Origin of the sequence: Winogradskyella ouciana (genome assembly GCF_009709615.1) — a bacterium.
GTDB lineage: Bacteria > Bacteroidota > Bacteroidia > Flavobacteriales > Flavobacteriaceae > Winogradskyella > Winogradskyella ouciana.
This window is the reverse complement of sequence record NZ_WJYA01000002.1, coordinates 176,292-196,736: the sequence shown is the minus strand read 5'-3', so window position 1 is coordinate 196,736 and position 20,445 is coordinate 176,292. Positions and strand designations below refer to the sequence as shown.

The 20,445-nt window shown below is 33.1% G+C and carries 24 protein-coding genes; 5 read left to right on the top strand and 19 right to left on the bottom strand.

Going from position 1 to position 20,445, the window contains the following annotated elements:
* Window positions 1-2: 2 nt before the first annotated feature.
* Together F1003_RS01710 and F1003_RS01705 are read right to left on the bottom strand one after the other, a co-directional pair.
* Entirely contained in the window at window positions 3-392 is a 390-nt protein-coding gene (locus F1003_RS01710; protein ID WP_155087469.1) for an acyl-CoA thioesterase, read from the bottom strand.
* 42 nt (window positions 393-434) lie between these two features.
* Entirely contained in the window at window positions 435-1,328 is an 894-nt protein-coding gene (locus F1003_RS01705; protein WP_155087468.1) for a DUF72 domain-containing protein, read from the bottom strand.
* Between the two features lie 178 nt (window positions 1,329-1,506).
* On the opposite strand from F1003_RS01705, the gene F1003_RS01700 reads away from it, so the two are divergent.
* Complete coding sequence (locus F1003_RS01700; RefSeq protein WP_155087467.1) at window positions 1,507-1,923, top strand: glyoxalase; 417 nt, start codon at window positions 1,507-1,509, stop codon at window positions 1,921-1,923.
* Here the strand turns inward: F1003_RS01700 and F1003_RS01695 are convergent.
* The 5 genes from F1003_RS01695 to F1003_RS01675 form a co-directional block, all read right to left on the bottom strand.
* Window positions 1,920-2,597 (bottom strand): DUF2461 domain-containing protein, encoded by a 678-nt coding sequence (locus F1003_RS01695; RefSeq protein WP_155087466.1) that lies wholly within the window; start codon window positions 2,595-2,597, stop codon window positions 1,920-1,922. The two genes, F1003_RS01700 and F1003_RS01695, sit on opposite strands and share 4 nt — an antisense overlap.
* Before the next feature lie 74 nt (window positions 2,598-2,671).
* The gene (locus tag F1003_RS01690) at window positions 2,672-3,232 is read right to left on the bottom strand and encodes a hypothetical protein (RefSeq protein WP_155087465.1); all 561 of its coding nucleotides are present in this window, start codon (window positions 3,230-3,232) and stop codon (window positions 2,672-2,674) included.
* Window positions 3,233-3,282: 50 nt separating this feature from the next.
* Complete coding sequence (locus F1003_RS01685) at window positions 3,283-3,447, bottom strand: DUF1328 domain-containing protein (protein ID WP_155087464.1); 165 nt, start codon at window positions 3,445-3,447, stop codon at window positions 3,283-3,285.
* 143 nt (window positions 3,448-3,590) lie between these two features.
* Window positions 3,591-4,493 (bottom strand): mechanosensitive ion channel family protein, encoded by a 903-nt coding sequence (locus F1003_RS01680; RefSeq protein ID WP_155087463.1) that lies wholly within the window; start codon window positions 4,491-4,493, stop codon window positions 3,591-3,593.
* 54 nt (window positions 4,494-4,547) lie between these two features.
* The gene (locus tag F1003_RS01675) at window positions 4,548-5,051 is read right to left on the bottom strand and encodes a Dps family protein (protein ID WP_155087462.1); all 504 of its coding nucleotides are present in this window, start codon (window positions 5,049-5,051) and stop codon (window positions 4,548-4,550) included.
* A 260-nt stretch (window positions 5,052-5,311) separates the two neighbouring features.
* On the opposite strand from F1003_RS01675, the gene F1003_RS01670 reads away from it, so the two are divergent.
* Both F1003_RS01670 and F1003_RS01665 read left to right on the top strand, forming a co-directional pair.
* The gene (locus tag F1003_RS01670) at window positions 5,312-5,533 is read left to right on the top strand and encodes a hypothetical protein (RefSeq protein WP_155087696.1); all 222 of its coding nucleotides are present in this window, start codon (window positions 5,312-5,314) and stop codon (window positions 5,531-5,533) included.
* Window positions 5,534-5,697: 164 nt separating this feature from the next.
* Window positions 5,698-6,132 (top strand): hypothetical protein, encoded by a 435-nt coding sequence (locus tag F1003_RS01665; protein WP_155087461.1) that lies wholly within the window; start codon window positions 5,698-5,700, stop codon window positions 6,130-6,132.
* 51 nt (window positions 6,133-6,183) lie between these two features.
* On the opposite strand, the gene truA is transcribed toward F1003_RS01665, so the two are convergent.
* Window positions 6,184-6,969, bottom strand: a complete 786-nt coding sequence (gene truA, locus F1003_RS01660) for a tRNA pseudouridine(38-40) synthase TruA (protein ID WP_155087460.1) — start codon at window positions 6,967-6,969, stop codon at window positions 6,184-6,186.
* 71 nt (window positions 6,970-7,040) lie between these two features.
* Here truA and F1003_RS01655 point away from each other — a divergent pair, with 71 nt between their 5' ends.
* Window positions 7,041-7,838, top strand: coding sequence for a LytTR family DNA-binding domain-containing protein (locus F1003_RS01655; RefSeq protein WP_155087459.1), 798 nt, complete (start codon window positions 7,041-7,043; stop codon window positions 7,836-7,838).
* 94 nt (window positions 7,839-7,932) lie between these two features.
* Window positions 7,933-9,135, top strand: coding sequence for a S41 family peptidase (locus F1003_RS01650; protein WP_155087458.1), 1,203 nt, complete (start codon window positions 7,933-7,935; stop codon window positions 9,133-9,135).
* Window positions 9,136-9,206: 71 nt separating this feature from the next.
* On the opposite strand, the gene hisIE is transcribed toward F1003_RS01650, so the two are convergent.
* The 11 genes from hisIE to fabG form a co-directional block, all read right to left on the bottom strand.
* Window positions 9,207-9,824 (bottom strand): bifunctional phosphoribosyl-AMP cyclohydrolase/phosphoribosyl-ATP diphosphatase HisIE, encoded by a 618-nt coding sequence (hisIE, locus tag F1003_RS01645; protein ID WP_306461422.1) that lies wholly within the window; start codon window positions 9,822-9,824, stop codon window positions 9,207-9,209.
* Window positions 9,825-9,827: 3 nt separating this feature from the next.
* Entirely contained in the window at window positions 9,828-10,583 is a 756-nt protein-coding gene (gene hisF, locus F1003_RS01640; RefSeq protein ID WP_155087456.1) for an imidazole glycerol phosphate synthase subunit HisF, read from the bottom strand.
* Window positions 10,584-10,619: 36 nt separating this feature from the next.
* On the bottom strand, window positions 10,620-11,363 hold the full coding sequence (gene hisA, locus F1003_RS01635; RefSeq protein ID WP_155087695.1) for a 1-(5-phosphoribosyl)-5-[(5-phosphoribosylamino)methylideneamino]imidazole-4-carboxamide isomerase: 744 nt from the start codon (window positions 11,361-11,363) through the stop codon (window positions 10,620-10,622).
* Window positions 11,364-11,459: 96 nt separating this feature from the next.
* Window positions 11,460-12,041: an imidazole glycerol phosphate synthase subunit HisH gene (gene hisH / locus F1003_RS01630; RefSeq protein WP_155087455.1), complete on the bottom strand. Its 582-nt coding sequence runs from the start codon at window positions 12,039-12,041 to the stop codon at window positions 11,460-11,462.
* Between the two features lie 59 nt (window positions 12,042-12,100).
* A complete protein-coding gene (hisB, locus tag F1003_RS01625) occupies window positions 12,101-13,234 on the bottom strand; it encodes a bifunctional histidinol-phosphatase/imidazoleglycerol-phosphate dehydratase HisB (protein ID WP_155087454.1) in 1,134 nt (377 codons plus the stop codon).
* Window positions 13,231-14,277, bottom strand: coding sequence for a histidinol-phosphate transaminase (gene hisC / locus F1003_RS01620; protein WP_155087694.1), 1,047 nt, complete (start codon window positions 14,275-14,277; stop codon window positions 13,231-13,233). Before hisC ends, hisB begins: the two co-directional genes overlap by 4 nt.
* Before the next feature lie 66 nt (window positions 14,278-14,343).
* The gene (gene hisD, locus F1003_RS01615; RefSeq protein WP_155087453.1) at window positions 14,344-15,633 is read right to left on the bottom strand and encodes a histidinol dehydrogenase; all 1,290 of its coding nucleotides are present in this window, start codon (window positions 15,631-15,633) and stop codon (window positions 14,344-14,346) included.
* Window position 15,634: 1 nt separating this feature from the next.
* Window positions 15,635-16,492 (bottom strand): ATP phosphoribosyltransferase, encoded by an 858-nt coding sequence (hisG, locus tag F1003_RS01610; RefSeq protein ID WP_155087452.1) that lies wholly within the window; start codon window positions 16,490-16,492, stop codon window positions 15,635-15,637.
* Between the two features lie 268 nt (window positions 16,493-16,760).
* On the bottom strand, window positions 16,761-17,576 hold the full coding sequence (locus F1003_RS01605; protein ID WP_155087451.1) for a prohibitin family protein: 816 nt from the start codon (window positions 17,574-17,576) through the stop codon (window positions 16,761-16,763).
* A gap of 10 nt (window positions 17,577-17,586) precedes the next feature.
* Window positions 17,587-19,620, bottom strand: a complete 2,034-nt coding sequence (locus tag F1003_RS01600) for a VWA domain-containing protein (protein ID WP_155087450.1) — start codon at window positions 19,618-19,620, stop codon at window positions 17,587-17,589.
* Between the two features lie 73 nt (window positions 19,621-19,693).
* On the bottom strand, window positions 19,694-20,440 hold the full coding sequence (gene fabG, locus F1003_RS01595; RefSeq protein WP_155087449.1) for a 3-oxoacyl-[acyl-carrier-protein] reductase: 747 nt from the start codon (window positions 20,438-20,440) through the stop codon (window positions 19,694-19,696).
* Between the last annotated feature and the right edge of the window lie 5 nt (window positions 20,441-20,445).

Genomic DNA, 20,445 nt, shown 5'->3' with positions numbered 1-20,445 from the left:
TTTTAGTCTTTTAATCGATCCTTAACAAACTCAATTTCCGTTTTACCATGTGGTACAGGTTTGCCGTCTTCACCAAGGTTAACCATAATAATGTTATCTACAGTTAAGATGGTTTCTCTTGTCATCTTATTTCTGGCTTCACATTTCATGGTAATAGATGTTTTGCCAAATTTAGTCACCTCGATACCAATCTCAACGATATCTCCTTTTTTGGCTGATGCCATAAAGTTGATTTCTGAAATATACTTGGTGACAATCTTGGAGTTTTCTAATTGAATAATTGTGTATAAAGCAGCTTCTTCGTCTATCCAAGCTAACAATTGCCCTCCGAACAAGGTGCCATTGGGATTTAGGTCTTCGGGTTTTACCCATTTTCTGGTATGGAATCTCATTAATAGTAATTAGTATTAAGTAGTTAGTTTAAAGTAACCTATTTAAAGTAGTGTTTGTTGTGAATCAGAATCATCATTTGGTATTTTTAACTCAGTTCCTAAATTGTCATTAAGTTGTTTTATAAAATAAGCTGAAAGCAAAGGTGATTCTTTTTCAATATTTTGGTGGACAAAGAAATCGATTTCTTCAATGCCATTGTCTTTCCAAATTTTTAAACGTTCTACCCAATCATCTAATCTGGTGTAATCGCTTTTATGATTGGCACCTACGTAGCGTATAAATGCTCTAGAGTTGGTTAATCGCATATGCATTAAATCTCTTCTGCCTGCACTATCTACAATTACGTTGGAAATATTGTTTTTTTCAAGCAATTGATATAAATCTTTAGCAATGGTCTTGTCATTGTACCAATCTGTGTGTCTAAACTCAATAGCCAATGGTACTTCTTTTGGCCAACTTTCAGCAAAATTCACCACACGATCAAAATCCTTAGGTGCAAAGTTGCTGTGCATTTGTAAAAATATACAGCCTAACTTTTCTTTTAAATTGATGGCACTGTTAAGATAGTTGTCTACAACTGGGTTGATGTCCTCGTTGAGACGTTTCCAATGGCTGATTTCCTGGCTCAGTTTTGGAAAAAACTTAAAATTATCTGGTGTTTTATCGTACCACTTTTCAAACTGTTCTGGCGGAAATATTCTATAAAATGTAGCATTGAGTTCGATGGAATTGAATTGACGCGAATAGTACTCCAGTTCATCTTTTGTACCTCTTGGATAAAAGCCCTTTAAGTCTGCCTTGTTCCATTTAGCACAACCAACAAACACATTGAACTTGTCCGATGGGTTTTTCCGCAAGGTCTTTAAGGTGTCAGGATGGTCTGGAGGTAAGGTAAAATCAATATCACCTGGATTATCAACACTTCCGAATTTCATATTTAAAAGTTTTACTCAAAGATAAAGTTAAAAGGCTATTTATGAATTAAAAGATATAGGATTTTCCTATTCTAAAATCACCAATGTTAATAACACCGTTAACAACATAAATGACCTTAAAGCTATAGCTGTAAGTTAATACTTAAATTTAATTCCGAATTAAATAAATTACTTAACCATGTCAACCCGAACTGAAAATCTACTGGCCATTAGACCTGTTATTCTTTCTGCAAAAATTTATGATTCCATGAGTTCTGAAGAGTTATTTCAGAATAAAACACTGCGTCCGATTATTAAAATGCAGCACGATTTGATCGTTGCCGTATTTAACAATTATATTGTTAAGCGCAAGAATGTATTTTACGATTTAACACTGCAGAAACAGTTGGCTTATATTGACAATACCATACATAAGGATATGAAGTTTAGAAACTCTGTAAAAGGAATGATTATAGGTCAATTTACCACAGAGGAATATGCGTTGTACATTGAAAATTCATCTGCATTGAACAAGCGCATGATGAATATTGTAAAAGAACGCCTTATTGACAGCGTTCAGCTTTTTACAAAGCCAGAAGTTTTACAGGCTGTTTAAAGCAAAGATTCACCATTAAGATTAGTGGTTAGCACATCGCTCATATAATCAAAGTAAGGTCGTATTTTTTTAAAATCGTCATTGACCTCTTCTAAAAAACCTTCAGCAATAACGTCTTTGTCTTTATATTTCTTTGTAAAGATGAATTGCTTTCTACGGATTAAATCTATCGCTGGATGCTCTTTATCAAATCCCTTTGGTGCTGTCTTTAGTTCATCGCCAACAAATCCGCCCCAAGTTTCTTTAAAAGCTTTATCATTTAGGATAGCTCGCATCTCGCTATCATCCATTTCAAATTCCTTTCTAATGCGCAATAGGTCTTCCTTATTTGGCTCCCAAAAACCTGTAGCTATAAACGACTCGTCATTGGGCTGAATATGTAAATAATAACCACCTCTTAATTCTGGTTTTTTCCTTGCGAACGAACCACCAAAATGGGTTTTATAAGGTAATTTGTTTTTAGAAAACCGTACGTCTCTATAGATTCTAAAGATTTTTATTTTTTCAATCTGATCATGCGAATTCATCAACTCACCCAAATAGTTATAAGCCGCTTTCACCTTAGTCTCAATGGCTTTAAACTCTGGTTTGTGCTCATTAAACCAGTCTCTATCATTGTTCTTAGCTAGCTTTTTAAAAAATGTAAGGGTTTCTTTTGGTATAGTTGTACTCATGGATTTTTCGGTTTGCATAAAAATAAGAAAAAGCCATCAACTTGATGGCTTTAAAAATTTATATATGGTGCTGACTACAGCTTACTATCGTTAAATTTTTTAACGATCAACGTTCCATCATCGTCGTAATATTCTATTACGAACATACCGTTTCTAAAGTATCCTATCCCTGAATAATCTCCTGTTTCTAAGAGATATACGTCGGCATTATTAGAGAATCTAGCATTTGCTAAAGTCTCATTAGACTCCTTTTCACTAATTTCGAAACCTGTATCGGTCGGATTGAACGCGTAGGTTTTTCCATCGTGCTGGTAAAAAGTTAATTCTGATTGACTATCATAAAATGGATCTTCATCATTATCAATATAAATTACTTTTGATACCTTAGTTGCAGGAAAAACTCTCGGTGCATTAATAGTACCCTCATAACTTGGATCAGTCTTTATTTTTTGCTCTTTAGTAGTTTTGATCATAACTTTTTTCTGCACCATCTCACCATTTTCCATAACGTTGATGATTTTGGTTTTAGTTACAACCATTTTATCTTTGTTCGTTTTGTCTGTTTCTTCTTTTTTTTCTTGGGCTTGCATGCCAACGAAAGCAACAAGTGCCAATGCAAATATTTTAAATTTCATGTTTTATTTTATTTTTAGTTAAACTAATAATTATTCCAGAAAGATTTTCTCTAGACTTTTTTAGTGGAGCCTCTTAAAAGTGAAATTATAAATAGTACTAGAAATACAAAAAATAAGATTTTCGCAATTCCTGCAGATGCTCCTGCTATGCCGCCAAATCCTAGAATTCCGGCGATGATTGCAATAATTACAAATGTGATTGTCCAACGTAACATATTATTATAGCTTTAAATGATTAGTATTTTAATTTGTTCTGATTTTCAGAACCTTACGTAGCTAATATCGTAATGATATAGCGAATGCGTTTGCTCTTATCAAATTAGTTTTAGCTTATTTCTAAGAACAAATCGTTAATTCTTTAATTTTTGTTAAAATCCCCTTTATTATTTGGAGTCTCAATATTTAGTTGATTGTCAAACTGTAGTGTTCTTATAGGGAAAGGGACATTAATATCTTCCTTATCGTAAGCTTTTTTAATCTCAATTATAGCTTTGGTCTTAGCTTTTAGCTTCTCTAGCATACTTTCGGCATCAATCCAAAATCTGCAAAGATAGTTTATAGAACTACCACCGAATTCAGTGTAGTAAAACTCTACGTCCTCAGGTTTTTCAACCTGGTCAAAAGTATTTGCAATTACCTCCTTTGTCAACTGCTCTACTTTTTCAAGGTCGGACTCATACCCTACACCACATTCTAAAAAGACTCTCATCTTTGTAGTTAGTGAGTAGTTTTTAAGAGGGTTATCTAAAATGGTCTTATTAGGAATGACAACGATATTGTTATCTGATTCTTTTAGAGTAAAATCTTTTAAATTGATATCCATTACTTCACCAGAATATCCCGTAGTTTCTACCCAGTCACCGATACGAATTTTCTTTCTAAAAGACAGTATTAGCCCTGCAAATGTATTGGCCAAAGTGCCTTGTAATGCTAAACCTATAGCTAAACCTACAACACCAGCACCAGCAAGCAATGAGGTTAATGCTTTACCTAAGTTCATTACTCCTAGGGCTATAAATAAACCTAAGGCCACAACTACAACAGCAGATACTCTTGCTATGGCATTTTTAATTGAATCTTGTTCAATTTTCTTAGATACCAATTTACCTACAATTTTGCTTATATATCTAGCAGCAAAAAAAGCTGCTACCATTACTAAAATTGCTAAAATAAAATTAGGTATGTATTCTATCGTTGTATTAAACCAGCCTTGTAACTTTTCAATAAGATTACCGAGGGCTTCATTAAATTGTTCTTTCATTTGTTTGTTAATATTTTATTCAATTAACTACTTTTTTTTAGAAAGCCTTAACTCTTATGCTTCTAAAACGCTCTCATTTAATTGTGATGCGGTTTCTTTTGTAAAGGCATCTAGCATCCAACTACTTTTTTCTAATTCTCTAATGTAAGCTCCTATTAGATCTATGGTTCCTTCGTCTTTAGCATTTTCCGCTTTGTCTATGACTTTAGACATCTGTGATAATAATGTGGCATGATTGTCTAAAATTGTTGTTACCATTTCTTTATCTGTTAATTTTGAAGTTGCCTCTTCAATTGATGCTGATTTTAAGTAATCCTTAAGTTTACTCATTGGATGGTAGCGCAACGTTAATATACGTTCTGCTATTTCATCTATTTTTACTCTTGCATCTGTATATAATTCTTCGAATTTATCATGCAGTTCAAAGAAATTCTCACCTAAAATATTCCAATGAAAATTTCTAAGGTTTTGATAGTAAATGTGATAATCCGCCAATAATGTATTAAGCTCTACAACTGTTGGTAATATTTTTTCGTCTTTTATATTTAAATAGTTCATATATGAATTTTGTTTTTGGTTAAACTTATATGCTCAATATTTGCTCAATATTAATATATGGTTACAGTAGAGCCTGTCAAGCGACTTAACAAGGTTTAACGATGTGCCTGTTTTATTAACTTAAAGTTTTGTTAATGAAAGCACTAATTGTTAAAGTTATTTAACATGTTAATATCTCAGTTTGGAATAGTTAAAAATAAACTTGTATGTTGAAAGAATTTTCAGTATTATGCACAACTTTTAAAACACACATTTATTTTATGGGTAGACCAGCAACAAGACCAACAAAGTTAAAAGACGGATATTATATTGAAATCCGCAACAAAGGTTCAAAATCAGGTGTTAAGCTTTACAGTGGCACCAAATTACAGATGCATCGTGCTATAAAGATGTACGAACGATCAAAAGAAGTTATAATTCTCGGAGAATCTGTCAACGGCAAATTTGTTGACAAGGAACCAAAATTACATGTAGTAGATTAACTATATATAAATGGTATTTAAAGAAGGGTGGAAATTTTATTTCACCCTTTTTTTTGTTTATTGAAGTTGGATTAACAAATAACGTTCTAAAAATTTTTCATAAATTGTTATTCTTAATGGTAGATAATTCTGCTAAAAACTAACTAAATTAAATCAATATTATTATGACAACATTAGTTAACAAACCTCCAATTTGGTTTTGGATTGTCAGTGTTATTGCACTTATCTGGAATGGAATGGGTGTACATGGTTACTTAAGTCAAGCATACGAAACAGCAGCTTACACAGATACTTATACCACTGATCAGCTTGAAGTTATGAATAATTTACCTGCCTGGTACACAGCCCTATTTGCTATAGCAGTTTTCTCTGGCGCCTTAGGTTGTTTATTATTGTTAATTAGAAAAAAAACAGCAAAGTTATTCTTAATACTTTCATTTATAGCTGCAACTATACAGATGATCTATTTCTTATTTATCGCCGACTTAAATGGAGTAGACTTCAGTGCGAACAAGATAATGGCTTACATAATAATTGTTTTTGCTGCTTTTCTGGTTTGGTTTGCGAAGCATTCCGCTAGTAAGCGTTGGATCAATTAGAAAAATAACCAACCAAATTAAAAAGGAATTAGTTTTTACTAGTTCCTTTTTTTATTCAAAATTGATGGAATGTAGAATTAGACCAGATGCGGGAGCAATATAATCCATCACTTCAGTACTGTCATTTTGCAAAGTACTTTTAATAAAGTCTAGAGTTACCTCTCCTCTACCCAATTTTATAAGACAACCAAACATCAGTCTGATTTGATTGCGCATAAAACCCTTTCCTTTAATTTTGAATACATATGACTTCTTTGGGAAAAAATTTGCAACGTAGATTTCGTTATCTACAATAATTGAAGACTCTATTGTCCTTGTATATTCACCCTTATTTGTGGCTTTGTAGCAATAGGTTTTAAAATTGTGGGTGCCTTCAAACAATTTAGCACCTTGTTGCATCAGCTCAACATCTAGAGGCTCTAAAATTGTCGTTAATATTGGAGCACAGAATGGATGGTTTTTTTGGCCTTCTGAAAAAACATAATGGTATTCCTTTACTTTAGAATCTTGAATAACATTAAAGTCCTTATTAACTTCTTCAATAAACAATGCTCTTATGTCTTGAGGTAAATTGTGATTGAAGAGCTCCAAGAATTCATCAAAATCTTCAATAGGTTCATTGTAAATAAAAAGTTCTAAAGCCGCTTCATTTGCCGAAACCATGGCATCCGTTCTACCTGCACCTAAAGTTTTAAATCGCGTTTCACCAAGAATATACTTCAAGGTTCTATCTATCATTAGATGAATCGTTTTTACATCGGGTTGTTTTTGCCAACCATGAAAACGATAGCCTAAGTATTGTATTTTTATGAGGTAATAGAAACGTTTGTTAAACATGATGGCAAGAAAACTATTTTATTGAAATATCCAAAAGCATTGTTTATTTTTATGCTGAAAAGGAAATACTATTGAAACAAAATTACCCATTTGACCCTAAGCTAAAACACCACATTCTTATTGGTTTGTTACTTGCCTTATGGATTTTTATATTCCTGTATTTTACTGAACCTTTGGACGTTAGTGAGTTTAGTAATGCTGAAAAACTTATTTATCTACCAGGTTATGGCTTAGTTGGTGGATTGTGCTATTTCTTATTCCTTCCTTTACAAAACTTTCTGTTCAAAAAAAGTGATAAACAATGGTTTTTACTCAATGAGATTTTGTTGTTGCTAAGCTTTTCTATAATATCAATCATTATAGCCCGAAGTTATTATTTATATGTGGTTATGGTGGGTGAACAAAACCCATATTCGTTTAGCTATATGTTACTAGCTATTTTTCTACCAGCACTCGCAACTATTTTACCTATTATCATCGTGGCCAGATTTGCTTTTGGTAAATACCAAGAGAAACAGTTAGAAGATCAAAAAATTGAAATTAAAGGGGAAGGCAACTATGAAGGGTTGCGATTACAACTAAAGAATATAGTAAGTATACAATCATCAGACAACTATATAGAAGTATTTCATATTTCTGGTAACGATTTAAAGAAAACCCTAATAAGAAATAAATTATCAGTTATTGATGATGAAATTGAAGAACTTTTAAGAACGCATCGCTCACATTTAATAAATCCGTTCCATTTTCAACAATGGAAAACCGAAAACGGCAAACATTTTCTAGTCCTTGCGTTCAATATCGAAGTTCCAGTTTCCAAAACTTACTTAAGTAGTTCAAAATCACTGATTAATTCTGCCACAAACTAATGGCATTTCGCCCCAAAGGCTCATTATTATTGAATTATTAACGATTTCATAATTAAGTTTGTTTCAAGAAAGTTTAATCAAAAAAATACGAATTATGAAAAACTTAGTTCTATTATTAGCATTTTTTTTAGTTGTATCATCATCCATACAAGCGCAAAGCAAAACTTGCGACTGTAAAGCAGATTTAGATTTTATTGTTGAAAAATTAAAGAAAACACCATCTTACAAAAATCAGATGAAAGATGAGGCCTTAGAGAAATTCAATAGAGCCTATCAACGTCTAACAAGAGATATAGACGGTCTAATATCAATTCTCGATTGTTATAAAAAGATGCAACAACTAATAACTACTGTTAATGATTTCCATTTTAACCTTTATTTTAACTATGAGGATGAGAAATCATATTTAGGACGATATTCTGAAAATGAAGTTTCTTTATTAAAAGCATACTTAAAACAAGTTGACCGAAATTCAGTTGAAGGTATTTATAAATTGGGTAAGACAGAAAGATTAGTTGGCATTATACTTAAAAACCAAAATAATATTGAAGGCGTTGTTCTTTCAGACAACGATTCGCTCTGGCAAAAAGGTGAAGCCTTTTTGGTTGGCACAATGAATAAATTCGGAAAATACAATCTCATCTACTACAAGCCAAACAACAAGAAATTACAGATGTTAAATAACATCACCTTAGACAATGAACGACTATTGAGCCTTAAAAAAACAGGGAACTCATCGAACGAAGAATTTAAAAACGATAAAACAAGCAATTGGGAATTTAAACAACTTAGCAAGGATGTGCAATATCTTTACATGGGTAGTTTTAATAGAAATGATGTCAATAAAAAAGCGTCCAAAGGTTTATATAAGCAAATAAAAAATAAACTCAAAGCACCCTATATTATCGTAGATTTAAGAAGTAATGGTGGTGGTGCAAGCAAGATTTCAGATCCGTTTTTAAAATTGCTAAAAAAGTCGAAATCCAAAATTTATATCCTCACTAATAGCTTTACAATAAGTAACGGAGAGCAATTCGTTTTAAAATTAAAGGACGAAACCAATTCAGTTCACTTAGGGCAAACCACTTTTGGCGCTTTAGCCTATGGATCTAATTATGGAAATCTTTACACAACACCATCCGGATATTTCTCTTTCTATCCAACAGATATGGATTTTCATAATGAGTACTATAAATATGAGGGCTTTGGAATCGCACCAGATATTACACTAGATTTTGATAAAGACTGGATTGAACAAACACTCAACCTAATTAATAACGACCAAAATAAATCTTGATATGATTCTATTGATTAAACTTTCTACAAATCTTTAGAATAACTGCCGTTGAATATATTTAACGGCAGTTTTTATTTGTGCCTTTCTTTAAGTACTTTAATAACATCATTAAGCTTAAATCCTTTTGCTTGTAACAATATTAAATAGTGAAATAACAAGTCGGCACTTTCCTCTAAAAACAATTCATCATTATTGTCTTTAGCTTCAATTACTACTTCCACTGCTTCCTCTCCTACTTTTTGAGCGACTTTATTAATGCCTTTTGCAAATAGTGATGCTACATAAGATTTTTGGGAATCGGCATTTTTAATTCTTGAGGTGATTGTATTTTCTAATGTCGTAAGGAATCCATAAGACTGTTTATTTTCTTCATTCCAGCAGGTGTCAGATCCTTTGTGGCATGTCGGTCCGTTTGGATTTACTAATACAAGAAGCGTATCGTTATCGCAGTCTAATTTAATATCTACGAGATTTAATACATTACCACTTTCCTCGCCTTTTGTCCAAAGTCTATTCTTAGTTCTGCTAAAGAACGTAACTAAGCCAGAAGCTTTTGTTTTTTCAAATGCTTCAGCATTCATGTAGCCCAACATAAGTACATTTTTGGTTTTAGCATCTTGAATGATTGCTGGTACTAATCCGTCTGGATTTTTATTGAAATCTATGTTCATTACAAACTTGTTTGTCAGTGTTTATATTCTTACAGGAATACCCTGTTTCTTTAATTCTTCTTTTAACTCTATTATTGGTATTTCACCAAAATGAAACACACTTGCGGCTAATGCAGCATCAGCTTTTCCCTCTATAAATGTATCTGCAAAATGCTGAATCGTTCCTGCTCCTCCTGATGCAATAATCGGAATATTTACCAATTCTGATAGTTTGTCCAATGCCTCATTTGCGAATCCTGCTTTTGTTCCGTCGTGATTCATTGAAGTAAACAGGATTTCCCCAGCACCTCGTTCTTCAACCTCTTTTGCCCAGTCGAAGAGATTTAGGTCTGTCGGAATAGTTCCTCCAGCTAAATGAACAATCCACTCCTCTCCTATTTTCTTGGCATCAATTGCTACGACTATACACTGACTTCCAAATTTATCAGAAAGCTCATTGATTAATTCCGGACGCTTTACTGCCGACGAGTTTATTGACACCTTATCTGCACCACAATGCAATAAGTCATCTACATCTTCAACAGATGAAATTCCACCTCCAACCGTAAATGGTATATTAACTTGCTCTGCGACTTTTAACACCATATCGTGCATGGTTTTGCGTTTTTCTTGAGTTGCAGAAATATCTAAAAACACCAGTTCGTCTGCACCTAAATCGGCATATTGTTTTGCCAGAACTACTGGGTCACCAGCATCACGCAAATCAACAAAATTGACTCCTTTTACGGTTCTACCATTTTTAATGTCTAAGCAAGGTACTATTCGTTTTGTAAGCATAAGCCTATCCTAGCCTTCCCAAAGGGAAGGAATATTTTAATTATTAATTATAAAATTCTCTAATTCTTTTAAACTAATTCTATTTTCGTAAATGGCTTTTCCTATAATCACACCTTCACAACCAATAGCTTCTAAATCTTCTAAATCTTTAATGCCAGAAACTCCACCAGATGCTATAAGTTTTATGGATTGAGCTCCACTACTATTACTACATTCTGTTATTATAGTCTTATACAAATTAAGAGAAGGACCTTCTAACATTCCATCTTTTGAAATATCTGTACATATTACGTACTTAATACGTTTTCTCTGATAATCTTTTATAAACGAAACAACTTCCTCTTTACTATTATCTTGCCAACCATTAATGGCAATTTTACCGTCATTACTATCTGCTCCCAAAATTATTTTTTGCGGTCCGTATTTAGACAACCAGCCTTCAAAAGTTTCTCTATCATCTACAGCAATACTGCCACCTGTAATCTGTCTAGCACCACAATTAAAAGCTATATTTAAGTCTTCATTAGATTTTAAACCACCGCCAAAATCAATCTTTAGTGTTGTTTTAGAAGCAATTTGTTCTAGAACCTTATAGTTTACTATATGCTTAGCTTTAGCTCCATCTAAATCAACTAGATGCAAATATTCAATACCCGAAGCTTCAAAAGCCTTGGCCACTTCTAGAGGGTTTTCATTGTATATCTTCTTTGTGTCGAAATCTCCTTTGGTAAGACGAACACATTTGCCATCTATGATATCTATTGCTGGTATTATTCTCATGTCTACTTTCTGCAAAGGCAGAAATCTTATTTTAGTTAATATTTCTTTTTATTTTCTAAACACCCTTAAAGTCCCCTTAAGGGGATAATCTTGAAATTAAAGATTCAGGAAATTTTTAAGCAATTGCTCTCCTGCTTTAGAGGATTTCTCTGGATGAAACTGTACTCCAAAAAAATTGTCATTCTCTAATGCTGAAGCATATTCCAATTCATAATCTGAAGTTGCTATTGATTCGTCGCAATTCTCAGCATAATAACTATGTACTAAATACATATAATCCCCTTCACTTATGTTTTTAAACAAATCTGACTTTAGATTCTTAACGGTATTCCAACCCATTTGAGGCACCTTAACATTATTTGAAAAGCGTTTTACATTTGTATTGAAAATACCAAGTCCTTTGGTATCACCTTCTTCTGTATAATTACACATCAATTGCATGCCCAAGCAAATCCCTAAAACTGGTTGTTTTAATTGTGGAATTAATTTATCCAAACCACTTTCCTTAAGCATTTTCATTGCTGAACTTGCCTCACCAACACCAGGAAAAATGACTTTATCTGCTTTTATTATTTCATCTGGATTATGAGATAATATGGCATCTATACCCAAACGCTGAAAAGCGAATTGAATACTCTTGATGTTTCCTGCACCGTAATTGATAATTATAATGTTCAAAATGTGTATTTCTCTTTAAATTTTAATTATTTGAAATTTGTTATTTACAAAAGGTGTTTTTACAATACACCTTTTGTTGATGGTAAAATCATTTTTTCTACATCGCGTTTTACCGCCATTTTTATTGCTTTTGCAAAGGCTTTAAAAATTGCTTCAATTTTATGATGTTCATTTGTGCCTTCAGCTTTGATATTTAAATTGCACTTTGCACCATCCGTAAAGGACTTAAAGAAATGATAAAACATTTCCGTTGGCATTTTACCAATCATTTCGCGTTTAAAATCTGCTTCCCAAACCAACCAATTTCTCCCACCAAAATCAATTGCTACCTGTGCTAAGCAATCATCCATGGGTAAACAGAAACCATAGCGCTCTATACCCAACTTGTTTCCTAGTGTGGTTGCGAACACTTCACCTAAAGCTATGGCTGTATCTTCAATAGTATGATGTTCGTCGACCTCTAAATCTCCATCAACTTTAATGTTTAAATCAATCTGTCCATGCCGTGCGATTTGGTCTAGCATATGATCGAAAAATGCAATTCCGGTATCGATTTTGCTTTTTCCAATGCCGTCTAGATTTAAATCAATTTTAATTTTGGTTTCATTGGTGTTTCGTTCTATACTTCCAATGCGTTCGGTAGATTTTAAGAACTCATATATTTGTTCCCAGTCGTTGGTTTCTAAAGCAATATAGTTTTCTAATTCCTTATTGCTAACAGTGACTTCATCTGTTCCCAGGTTGGTGTTATCATTTATGAATATCCCTTTTGCCCCTAGGTTCTTTGCTAATTCAACGTCAGTAAGCCGATCACCAATAACAAATGAATTGGCTAAATCATAGTCATTGGAAAAATACTTGGTTAACAACCCTGTATTAGGTTTGCGAGTTGGTGCATTATCTTTCGCGAATGTTCTGTCGATAAATTGCTCTTTAAACACAACACCTTCTTGTTCAAAGGATTTTAAAATGAAATTATGAACTGGCCAAAAAGTGTTTTCAGGATATACCTCTGTGCCCAAACCATCTTGATTGGTAATCATTACGATTTCAAAATTCAATTCCTTTGCAATTTTACTTAAGTATTGAAATACTTTAGGGTAGAATTCCAACTTTTCAAACGAATCGATTTGTTCGTCAGCTGGCTCTTTTATTAGAGTTCCGTCTCTGTCTATGAATAATACAGGCTTCATGATAGTTGGTTTAATGTCTTAATTAATGTATTGTTTTCTTCTTCGGTACCAATAGTGAATCTTAGACAGTTCTCACATAATGGTTGTGTTGTTCTATTTCTTACTACAATGCCTTTTTCAATCAATTGATTATAACGCAAGTTGGCATTATCTACTTTGACTAAAATGAAATTCGCATCTGAGGGATATATATTTTTAATGACTGATATTTCTGATAATTGTGTCACAAGTAGTTCCCGTTCATTCAATATAGAATTGACTTCTTTATTTACTTCATCTAAACTTGTTAATCTTTCTAAAGCCTTATCCTGAGTTAATTGATTGACATTATAAGGTGGCTTTATTTTATTTAAAACTGAAATAATTTCTACTGAAGCGTAGCATATTCCTAATCGTATACCTGCTAAACCATAGGCTTTTGACAAGGTTTGTGTTATAATTAAATTCGGAAATTCGTCAAGCTTACTTAACCAGCTTTCTTGGGATGAAAAATCAATATAGGCTTCATCTATAACTACTAATCCATTAAATCCTTCAATTAATTCTTCAACCTTACTAGCATTAAAACTATTAGCTGTAGGATTATTAGGCGAGCATAAGAATAGAAGTTTTGAATTGCTATTTTGAGAAGATAAAATTTCGGATACTTTGGGTTCAAAATTGTCATCTAATTCTATAGAAATAACATCCACAGCATTTAAATCCGCCAATACAGAATACATTCCATAGGTTGGTGGCAATGTGATAACGTTGTCTTGCTTTGGTTCACAAAACGCTCTAAACAATAAATCCAATACTTCATCGCTTCCATTTCCTAATAATATTTGAGATGGATTTACCCCTTTAATTTCTGCTAAACGCTTCTTAACTTTCGATTGTTGTGGGTCTGGATACCTGTTGACATTTGTCTGAAATGGATTCTCATTGGCATCAATAAAAACCATATCTGCAGTTGCTTCCTTATATTCATCGCGAGCGGATGAATAAGGTTTAATGTTATTTATATTTTCTCTAATGAGATTATTTAAATTGAAGTCTTTCATTTTATAAATTCTCGATACAATTTCTCTACCAAAAGCTTTCGGTTTCGAAATCACTCAAAGTGAGGTTTAGTTATTCTTTAAATCATTCAGTCTTGAGGTTACGGCATTCTTGTGTGCATGCAATCCTTCGGCTTCAGCCATTAATTCTATTGCTTTACCTATATTCTGAATTCCATCTTTTGATATTCTTTGAAAGGTCACACTCTTTTGAAAACTATCCAAGTTGACTCCAGAATAAGCTTTTGAAAATCCATTTGTTGGTAAGGTATGATTGGTACCTGACGCATAATCACCAGCACTTTCAGGTGTGTAATTACCTATAAATACAGAGCCTGCATTAATTATGTTATCAATAAAAAAATCATTATTCTTTGTTGAAATGATCAAGTGTTCTGGTCCATACTCATTTACAAGTTCTAAAGCATCATCCACATCTTCAATTAAAAATGCTCTTGAATTTTGTAATGCCTCTTCAGCAATAGCTTTTCTTGGCAGCTGCTTAAGTTGTTCTTCAATTTCTTTGTTAATTTCCTCTATTAATTTTTTTGAATCCGATACCAAAATAACCTGGCTATCAGTGCCATGTTCTGCCTGACTCAATAAATCTGAAGCCACATAAGCCGGATTTGCAGAATCATCTGCTAAAACCAATAATTCACTTGGGCCAGCAGGCATATCTATTGCTACACCGTATTTAGTCGCCAACTGCTTTGCCAGAGTTACATATTGATTTCCTGGACCGAATATTTTATAGACTTGCGGAATACTTTCGGTTCCAAAAGTTAAACCTGCAATAGCTTGTATGCCACCAACCTTTATAATTTTTGTAACACCACAAAGTTGGGCTGCATATAAAATCTCATCAGCCAATTTGCCGTTTTTGTTCGGTGGAGAACATAACACTATCTCTTTACAACCTGCGATATTCGCTGGAATGGCCAACATTAAAACGGTTGAAAATAAAGGTGCCGTACCGCCAGGAATATACAAACCAACTTTTTGAATTTGTCGTTTTTCCTGCCAGCACTCCACTCCATTCATAGTTTCAACACAAACCTTATCTGTTTTTTGTGCTTTGTGAAATTTCTCAATATTGGTTTTTGCTAATTGTATAGCTTCCTTTAAATTATTAGAAACTGATTTTACGGCTTCGTTAATTTCAGCTTTGCTAACGACTTGAGATTCTAATTTTACTCCATCAAATTTTGAGGTGAATTTACTTATAGCTTTATCACCATTTTTGCGGACATCCGTAAAAACTTCATTCACCGTTTTTTCAATATCGTCAACAGTCTGTGTAGGACGCTTTAGAATCTCTGACCAATTCTCTTTCTTTGGATTTTCTATCAACTTCATATTACAAGACCATATTCTCAATTGGACAAACTAAAATTCCCTCAGCGCCATTTGCCTTTAATTCATCAATCACATTCCAAAAATCATTTTTATTGATAACGGAGTGTACTGAGCTCCAACCTTCTGTAGCCAATGGTAATACTGTTGGGCTCTTCATGCCTGGTAGCAGATTTATAATGTCATTTAACTTCTCGTTAGGCGCATTCAAAAGCACATATTTGCTTTCTCTTCCCTTTATAACAGACTGAAATCTAAATTGAATTTTATCTATTAAAGTTTGATTCTCAGTAGATATTCTAGGAGACGTTGCCAAAACCGCTTCAGATTTTAATAGCACTTCAATCTCTTTAAGTCCGTTTTTGAATAAAGTACTTCCACTGGATACGATATCACATATACCATCCGCCAGTCCAATATTGGGTGCAATCTCAACAGAGCCATTAATGATGTGTAGATTAGCCTTTATACCATCTTTATCTAAAAATTGATTTACTGTATTTGGATACGACGTTGCAATACGCTTTCCGTCTAAATCCTTCAAACTTTTGGCATTTGAAGATTTAGGAACAGCAATGGATACTTTACATTTTGAAAACCCTAAACGTTCTATAATAGAAATATCATCACCTTTTTCTACCAAAACATTTTCTCCAATAATTGCTGCATCCACTACTCCATCTCTTAAATATTGTGGTATATCACCATTTCTTAGATAAAAAATTTCCAAAGGAAAGTTACGTGCAGAAGCTTTTAGCTGATCTTTTCCATTATCAACGGAAATTCCTATTTCTTTTAAAATTTTCATGGAATCATCGTGAAGACGACCCGATTTTTGAACTGCAATTTTTAATTTATTCATTTTTAATTTTAGTATGGTCTAAGAATTCATGAGTATTTTAGAACTAAAAAACCCGCTTGAATTCTCAAACGGGTTATTAAAATATATGTTGATTTTATTCAATACATTTTCACCTCGCTTGAGCGATAATATGAAAATAATGATGTAATTGAATAAGTGTCATGTTTTGTTTTGTTGCTACAAATATTGCTAAATAAAATTTATTAATCCTAATAAAAAATGATAGAAATTAAATTTTTAGCAAATATTTAATATTTCAAAAGGTAATTTATTGATTTCCCAAAATAATTGGCATTCCGCTTTCACCTGAGCCAATGATAACCACTTTACTATTTGGTGACTCTGCCAATCTGTTAGTAGCATCTATACCTTTATCTTGCAAAATCTTATCAGTTAATGAAGCGCTTAAAATCCTATTGGCATCAGCTTTACCCTGAGCTTCAATTCTAACTTTCTGAGCTTCTTTTTCTGCTGTAACCAGTCTAAATTCATACTCTAGCGACTCTTGCTCTTGCTTTAACTTGCGCTCAATAGCCTGTTTGATTGTAGGTGGTAGTGTTACATCTCTCACTAAAATTTCGTCTAAAACAATGTACTGTCCGTCAACAATTTTTTTGGTCTCCTCAAAAATTTCTTTTTGAATTGCATCTCGTTTACTTGAATACAATTGTTCAGGTGTATAGCGACCGACCACACTTCTCGCTGCTGATCGAATTGTAGGTAGAATAATTCGCTGTAAATAATTTTCACCTATTTCTTGGTGCAATCTTCCAAGATTTTTCTCATCTGGCTGGTACCAAGCCGAAGCATCTAATTGAATATCTAATCCATTAGAAGATAACACCTTCATTTTTTCAAAGATTTCCTGTCTTCTTGTTTCATAAACAAAAACCTTGTTCCAAGGTGCAACAATATGAAATCCCTCTCCCATTGGTGGCTCGTCTATTACAACACCTTCACCGAAAGTCCTAAAAAGCACTCCTGCTTCACCCGAGTCTATAGTGACTGCTGACTTAGCTATGACTATTATTATTACTATGATTCCGATTAAAATCGGTAATCCAATTTTTGGTAATTTTTCCATTATAGTTATTTTAAATTAATCCGTTATATTTTCTAATAAACCACTCAATAAACAAGCTCAATGCTATTAATGCGAGTAGATATTTCCAATCGATCAAAGGTACGATATTTTTAGTGCTTTTTTGAATGGTTGCATACCTATTATCTGAAAGTAAATCTGTTATCAAACCATTAATATCAGTACTGAAAAATGCTCTTCCGGAGCTGGCAGTTGCCAATGATTCAAGCTTATCAATATCTGCATTTAAGAACTGTTGCTCTACGTTATATTCCAAAACCTCAAAACTACCTGAAGCAGAAACAGATTCAGTATTGTGTTTTATGGTGAAATCGTAAGCGCCAGATTCAATACCGCTTAGGTCCACTCTATAATTTCCGTCATTTAATAATAGTGGCACTTCCCGAACGCTATCGTCAGTTTTATTCTTTATCACTATTGTTAGCACTGCACTATTATCGAACTCAAAATTTTTATTAAAGTACTGTGCAGATATAATAACATCATCACTTCCGTTATAAAATGATTTATAGTCAATGTTGATTCGGTTACGTTTCTTATTTGAACCTAAATACTGAATCAGTTTACCAATAAAATTATCAAAATCATTAAAGCTTTCAGAGTTTAGAAAAGTCTGTGAACGCCACCTCCAGATACCTTCTCCAGCTAATAAAGCATGTTTAGTGTTATCGACTTCAAAAGTTGACAACATTGGTTGAGAAGTATCTATACCATTGACTGATTTAGTAAGAATAACATCATGTGGCACCAAAAATTTGAGATTTCCAAATTCTGATTTTAACGGTGGAAAGTCATCAAATGTTAGATTGTCAATGATAAATGTACTATAATTTCTATTTAAGTTGGGCTGAAAATCTTCTGTTTGATTGGTAATGGTTTGTTTAAAATAGGTTTGGGTATTATTTAATAAACTCCAATTGGTTGTTGTTCCTGTAACAATAAAAGAATTCAATTTTTGCTTAGTAATCTCACTTAAAACTGAATTAAAGCTATTATTTGGCTGATATAAAATAACTAGCTGAAAATCATTGATTGTACTCAGATAATCTTTTGGTTTTAAAATTGAAACACTGCGCTGTTCATTGCTTTCTATAGATTTTTTTAAAGTACCTAAGTCTGGATGCAGTCTATCGTAGACTAGAGCAATATTTGTTTTTTGATCAATGACTTCTACACCAAAATTCTTTGAGTTATTGACGGTGTTCTTTTCATTAGTAAGTGGAGTCAGCTCTACACGATATGTTTTTACGCCTACACTACTTGCATTTAAAGTTGTAGAAATGATTTCTGAAGTCTTATTCTCATTAAACTGTATCGATTTTCTGAATACAACCGAATTACCTGACCATATTTTAAGTTCAGTGTTAACGGTTTCGGAGCCATTATAGTTTGCTATAATTTCTACAGGAAATTGATTTTTTAAATAGACATAACGGTTAACGTTAAGCTGCTTAATATTTAAATCGGAATATACAGTTGAATCACCTAAAACCGTAGGATATATGGGCTGTTTTACGGATTTTGAAATGTAACTATAATCAGAACCAAAAGTTTGATTACCATCACTTAACAAAACTATAGGAGCGGTTTGATTGGCATAAACTTCGCCAAATTGTTTTAAGGCTTCTGAAATATTGGACTGACGCTCATTAAAATTTAAACTATCCAAGCTATTGACCTCCTTTCCGAAGCTGTATTTTTGAATATTAAAACGCTCATTTAATTCTGAATTATTATCAATCGTTTCTAATACTGAACTCACGTTATCAGTTTGTTCTAAATACGAAACGGATTCAGAATTATCCACAGCTACGACTAAAGTCGGTTTTTCATCAAAATAGGTATTGGATTCAAACTTTGGGTTGATAAGCAATAGTAATATCCCAAAGATTGCGATTGTTCTAAGTGCCGTTAGACTATATTTTAAGTTAGATTTAACTTTCGATTTATACATATACTGAAACAGCGCTAATAAAAGCGCTGCTATTCCAGCAATAATAATATATACAATCGTTTCTGTTTGCATTAATTGATTTTAGATTTACGATTTATGATTTACGATTTGGTTTACTCGACAATCAAAAATCTAAAACCGTAAATTATGTAAGCATTCCACCATCCACGTTCAAGGTCTGACCAGTAACATAAGCACTTAAGTCACTTGCCAAATAAACACAAGCGTTGGCAATATCTTCAGGAGTACCACCACGTTTTAATGGAATGGCATTTCTCCAACCTTTTACGGTTTCTTCATCGAGTTTTGCAGTCATTTCGGTTTCAATAAAACCAGGAGCAATCACGTTGCTTCTAATATTTCTAGAACCAAGCTCTAGTGCCACGGATTTTGAAAAACCAATGATACCAGCTTTAGATGCTGCATAATTGGTTTGACCTGCATTACCTTTTACTCCGACAACAGAACTCATATTAATGATTGAACCTTTACGCTGTTTTAGCATAGTCCGCTGTACGGCCTTGGTCATGTTGAATACAGACTTTAGGTTCACTTCTATCACCTTATCAAAATCCTCTTCTCCCATTCGCATCAACAAGTTATCTTTAGTAATACCAGCATTATTAACTAGAACATCAATAGAGCCAAATTCTGCTAAAACATCTTCAGCCAATTGCTGAGCTTCATCAAAGCTAGCTGCATTACTTTGGTAACCTTTAGCTTTAATACCTTTACCGTTGAGTTCCTTTTCTAACTCGTTTGCTGCTTCTACAGATGAGCTGTACGTAAAGGCTACATTGGCTCCATGATCTGCAAATACTTCAGCTATACCTTTTCCGATGCCACGACTTGCACCTGTTATGATTGCGGTTTTTCCTTCTAATAGTTTCATAATAT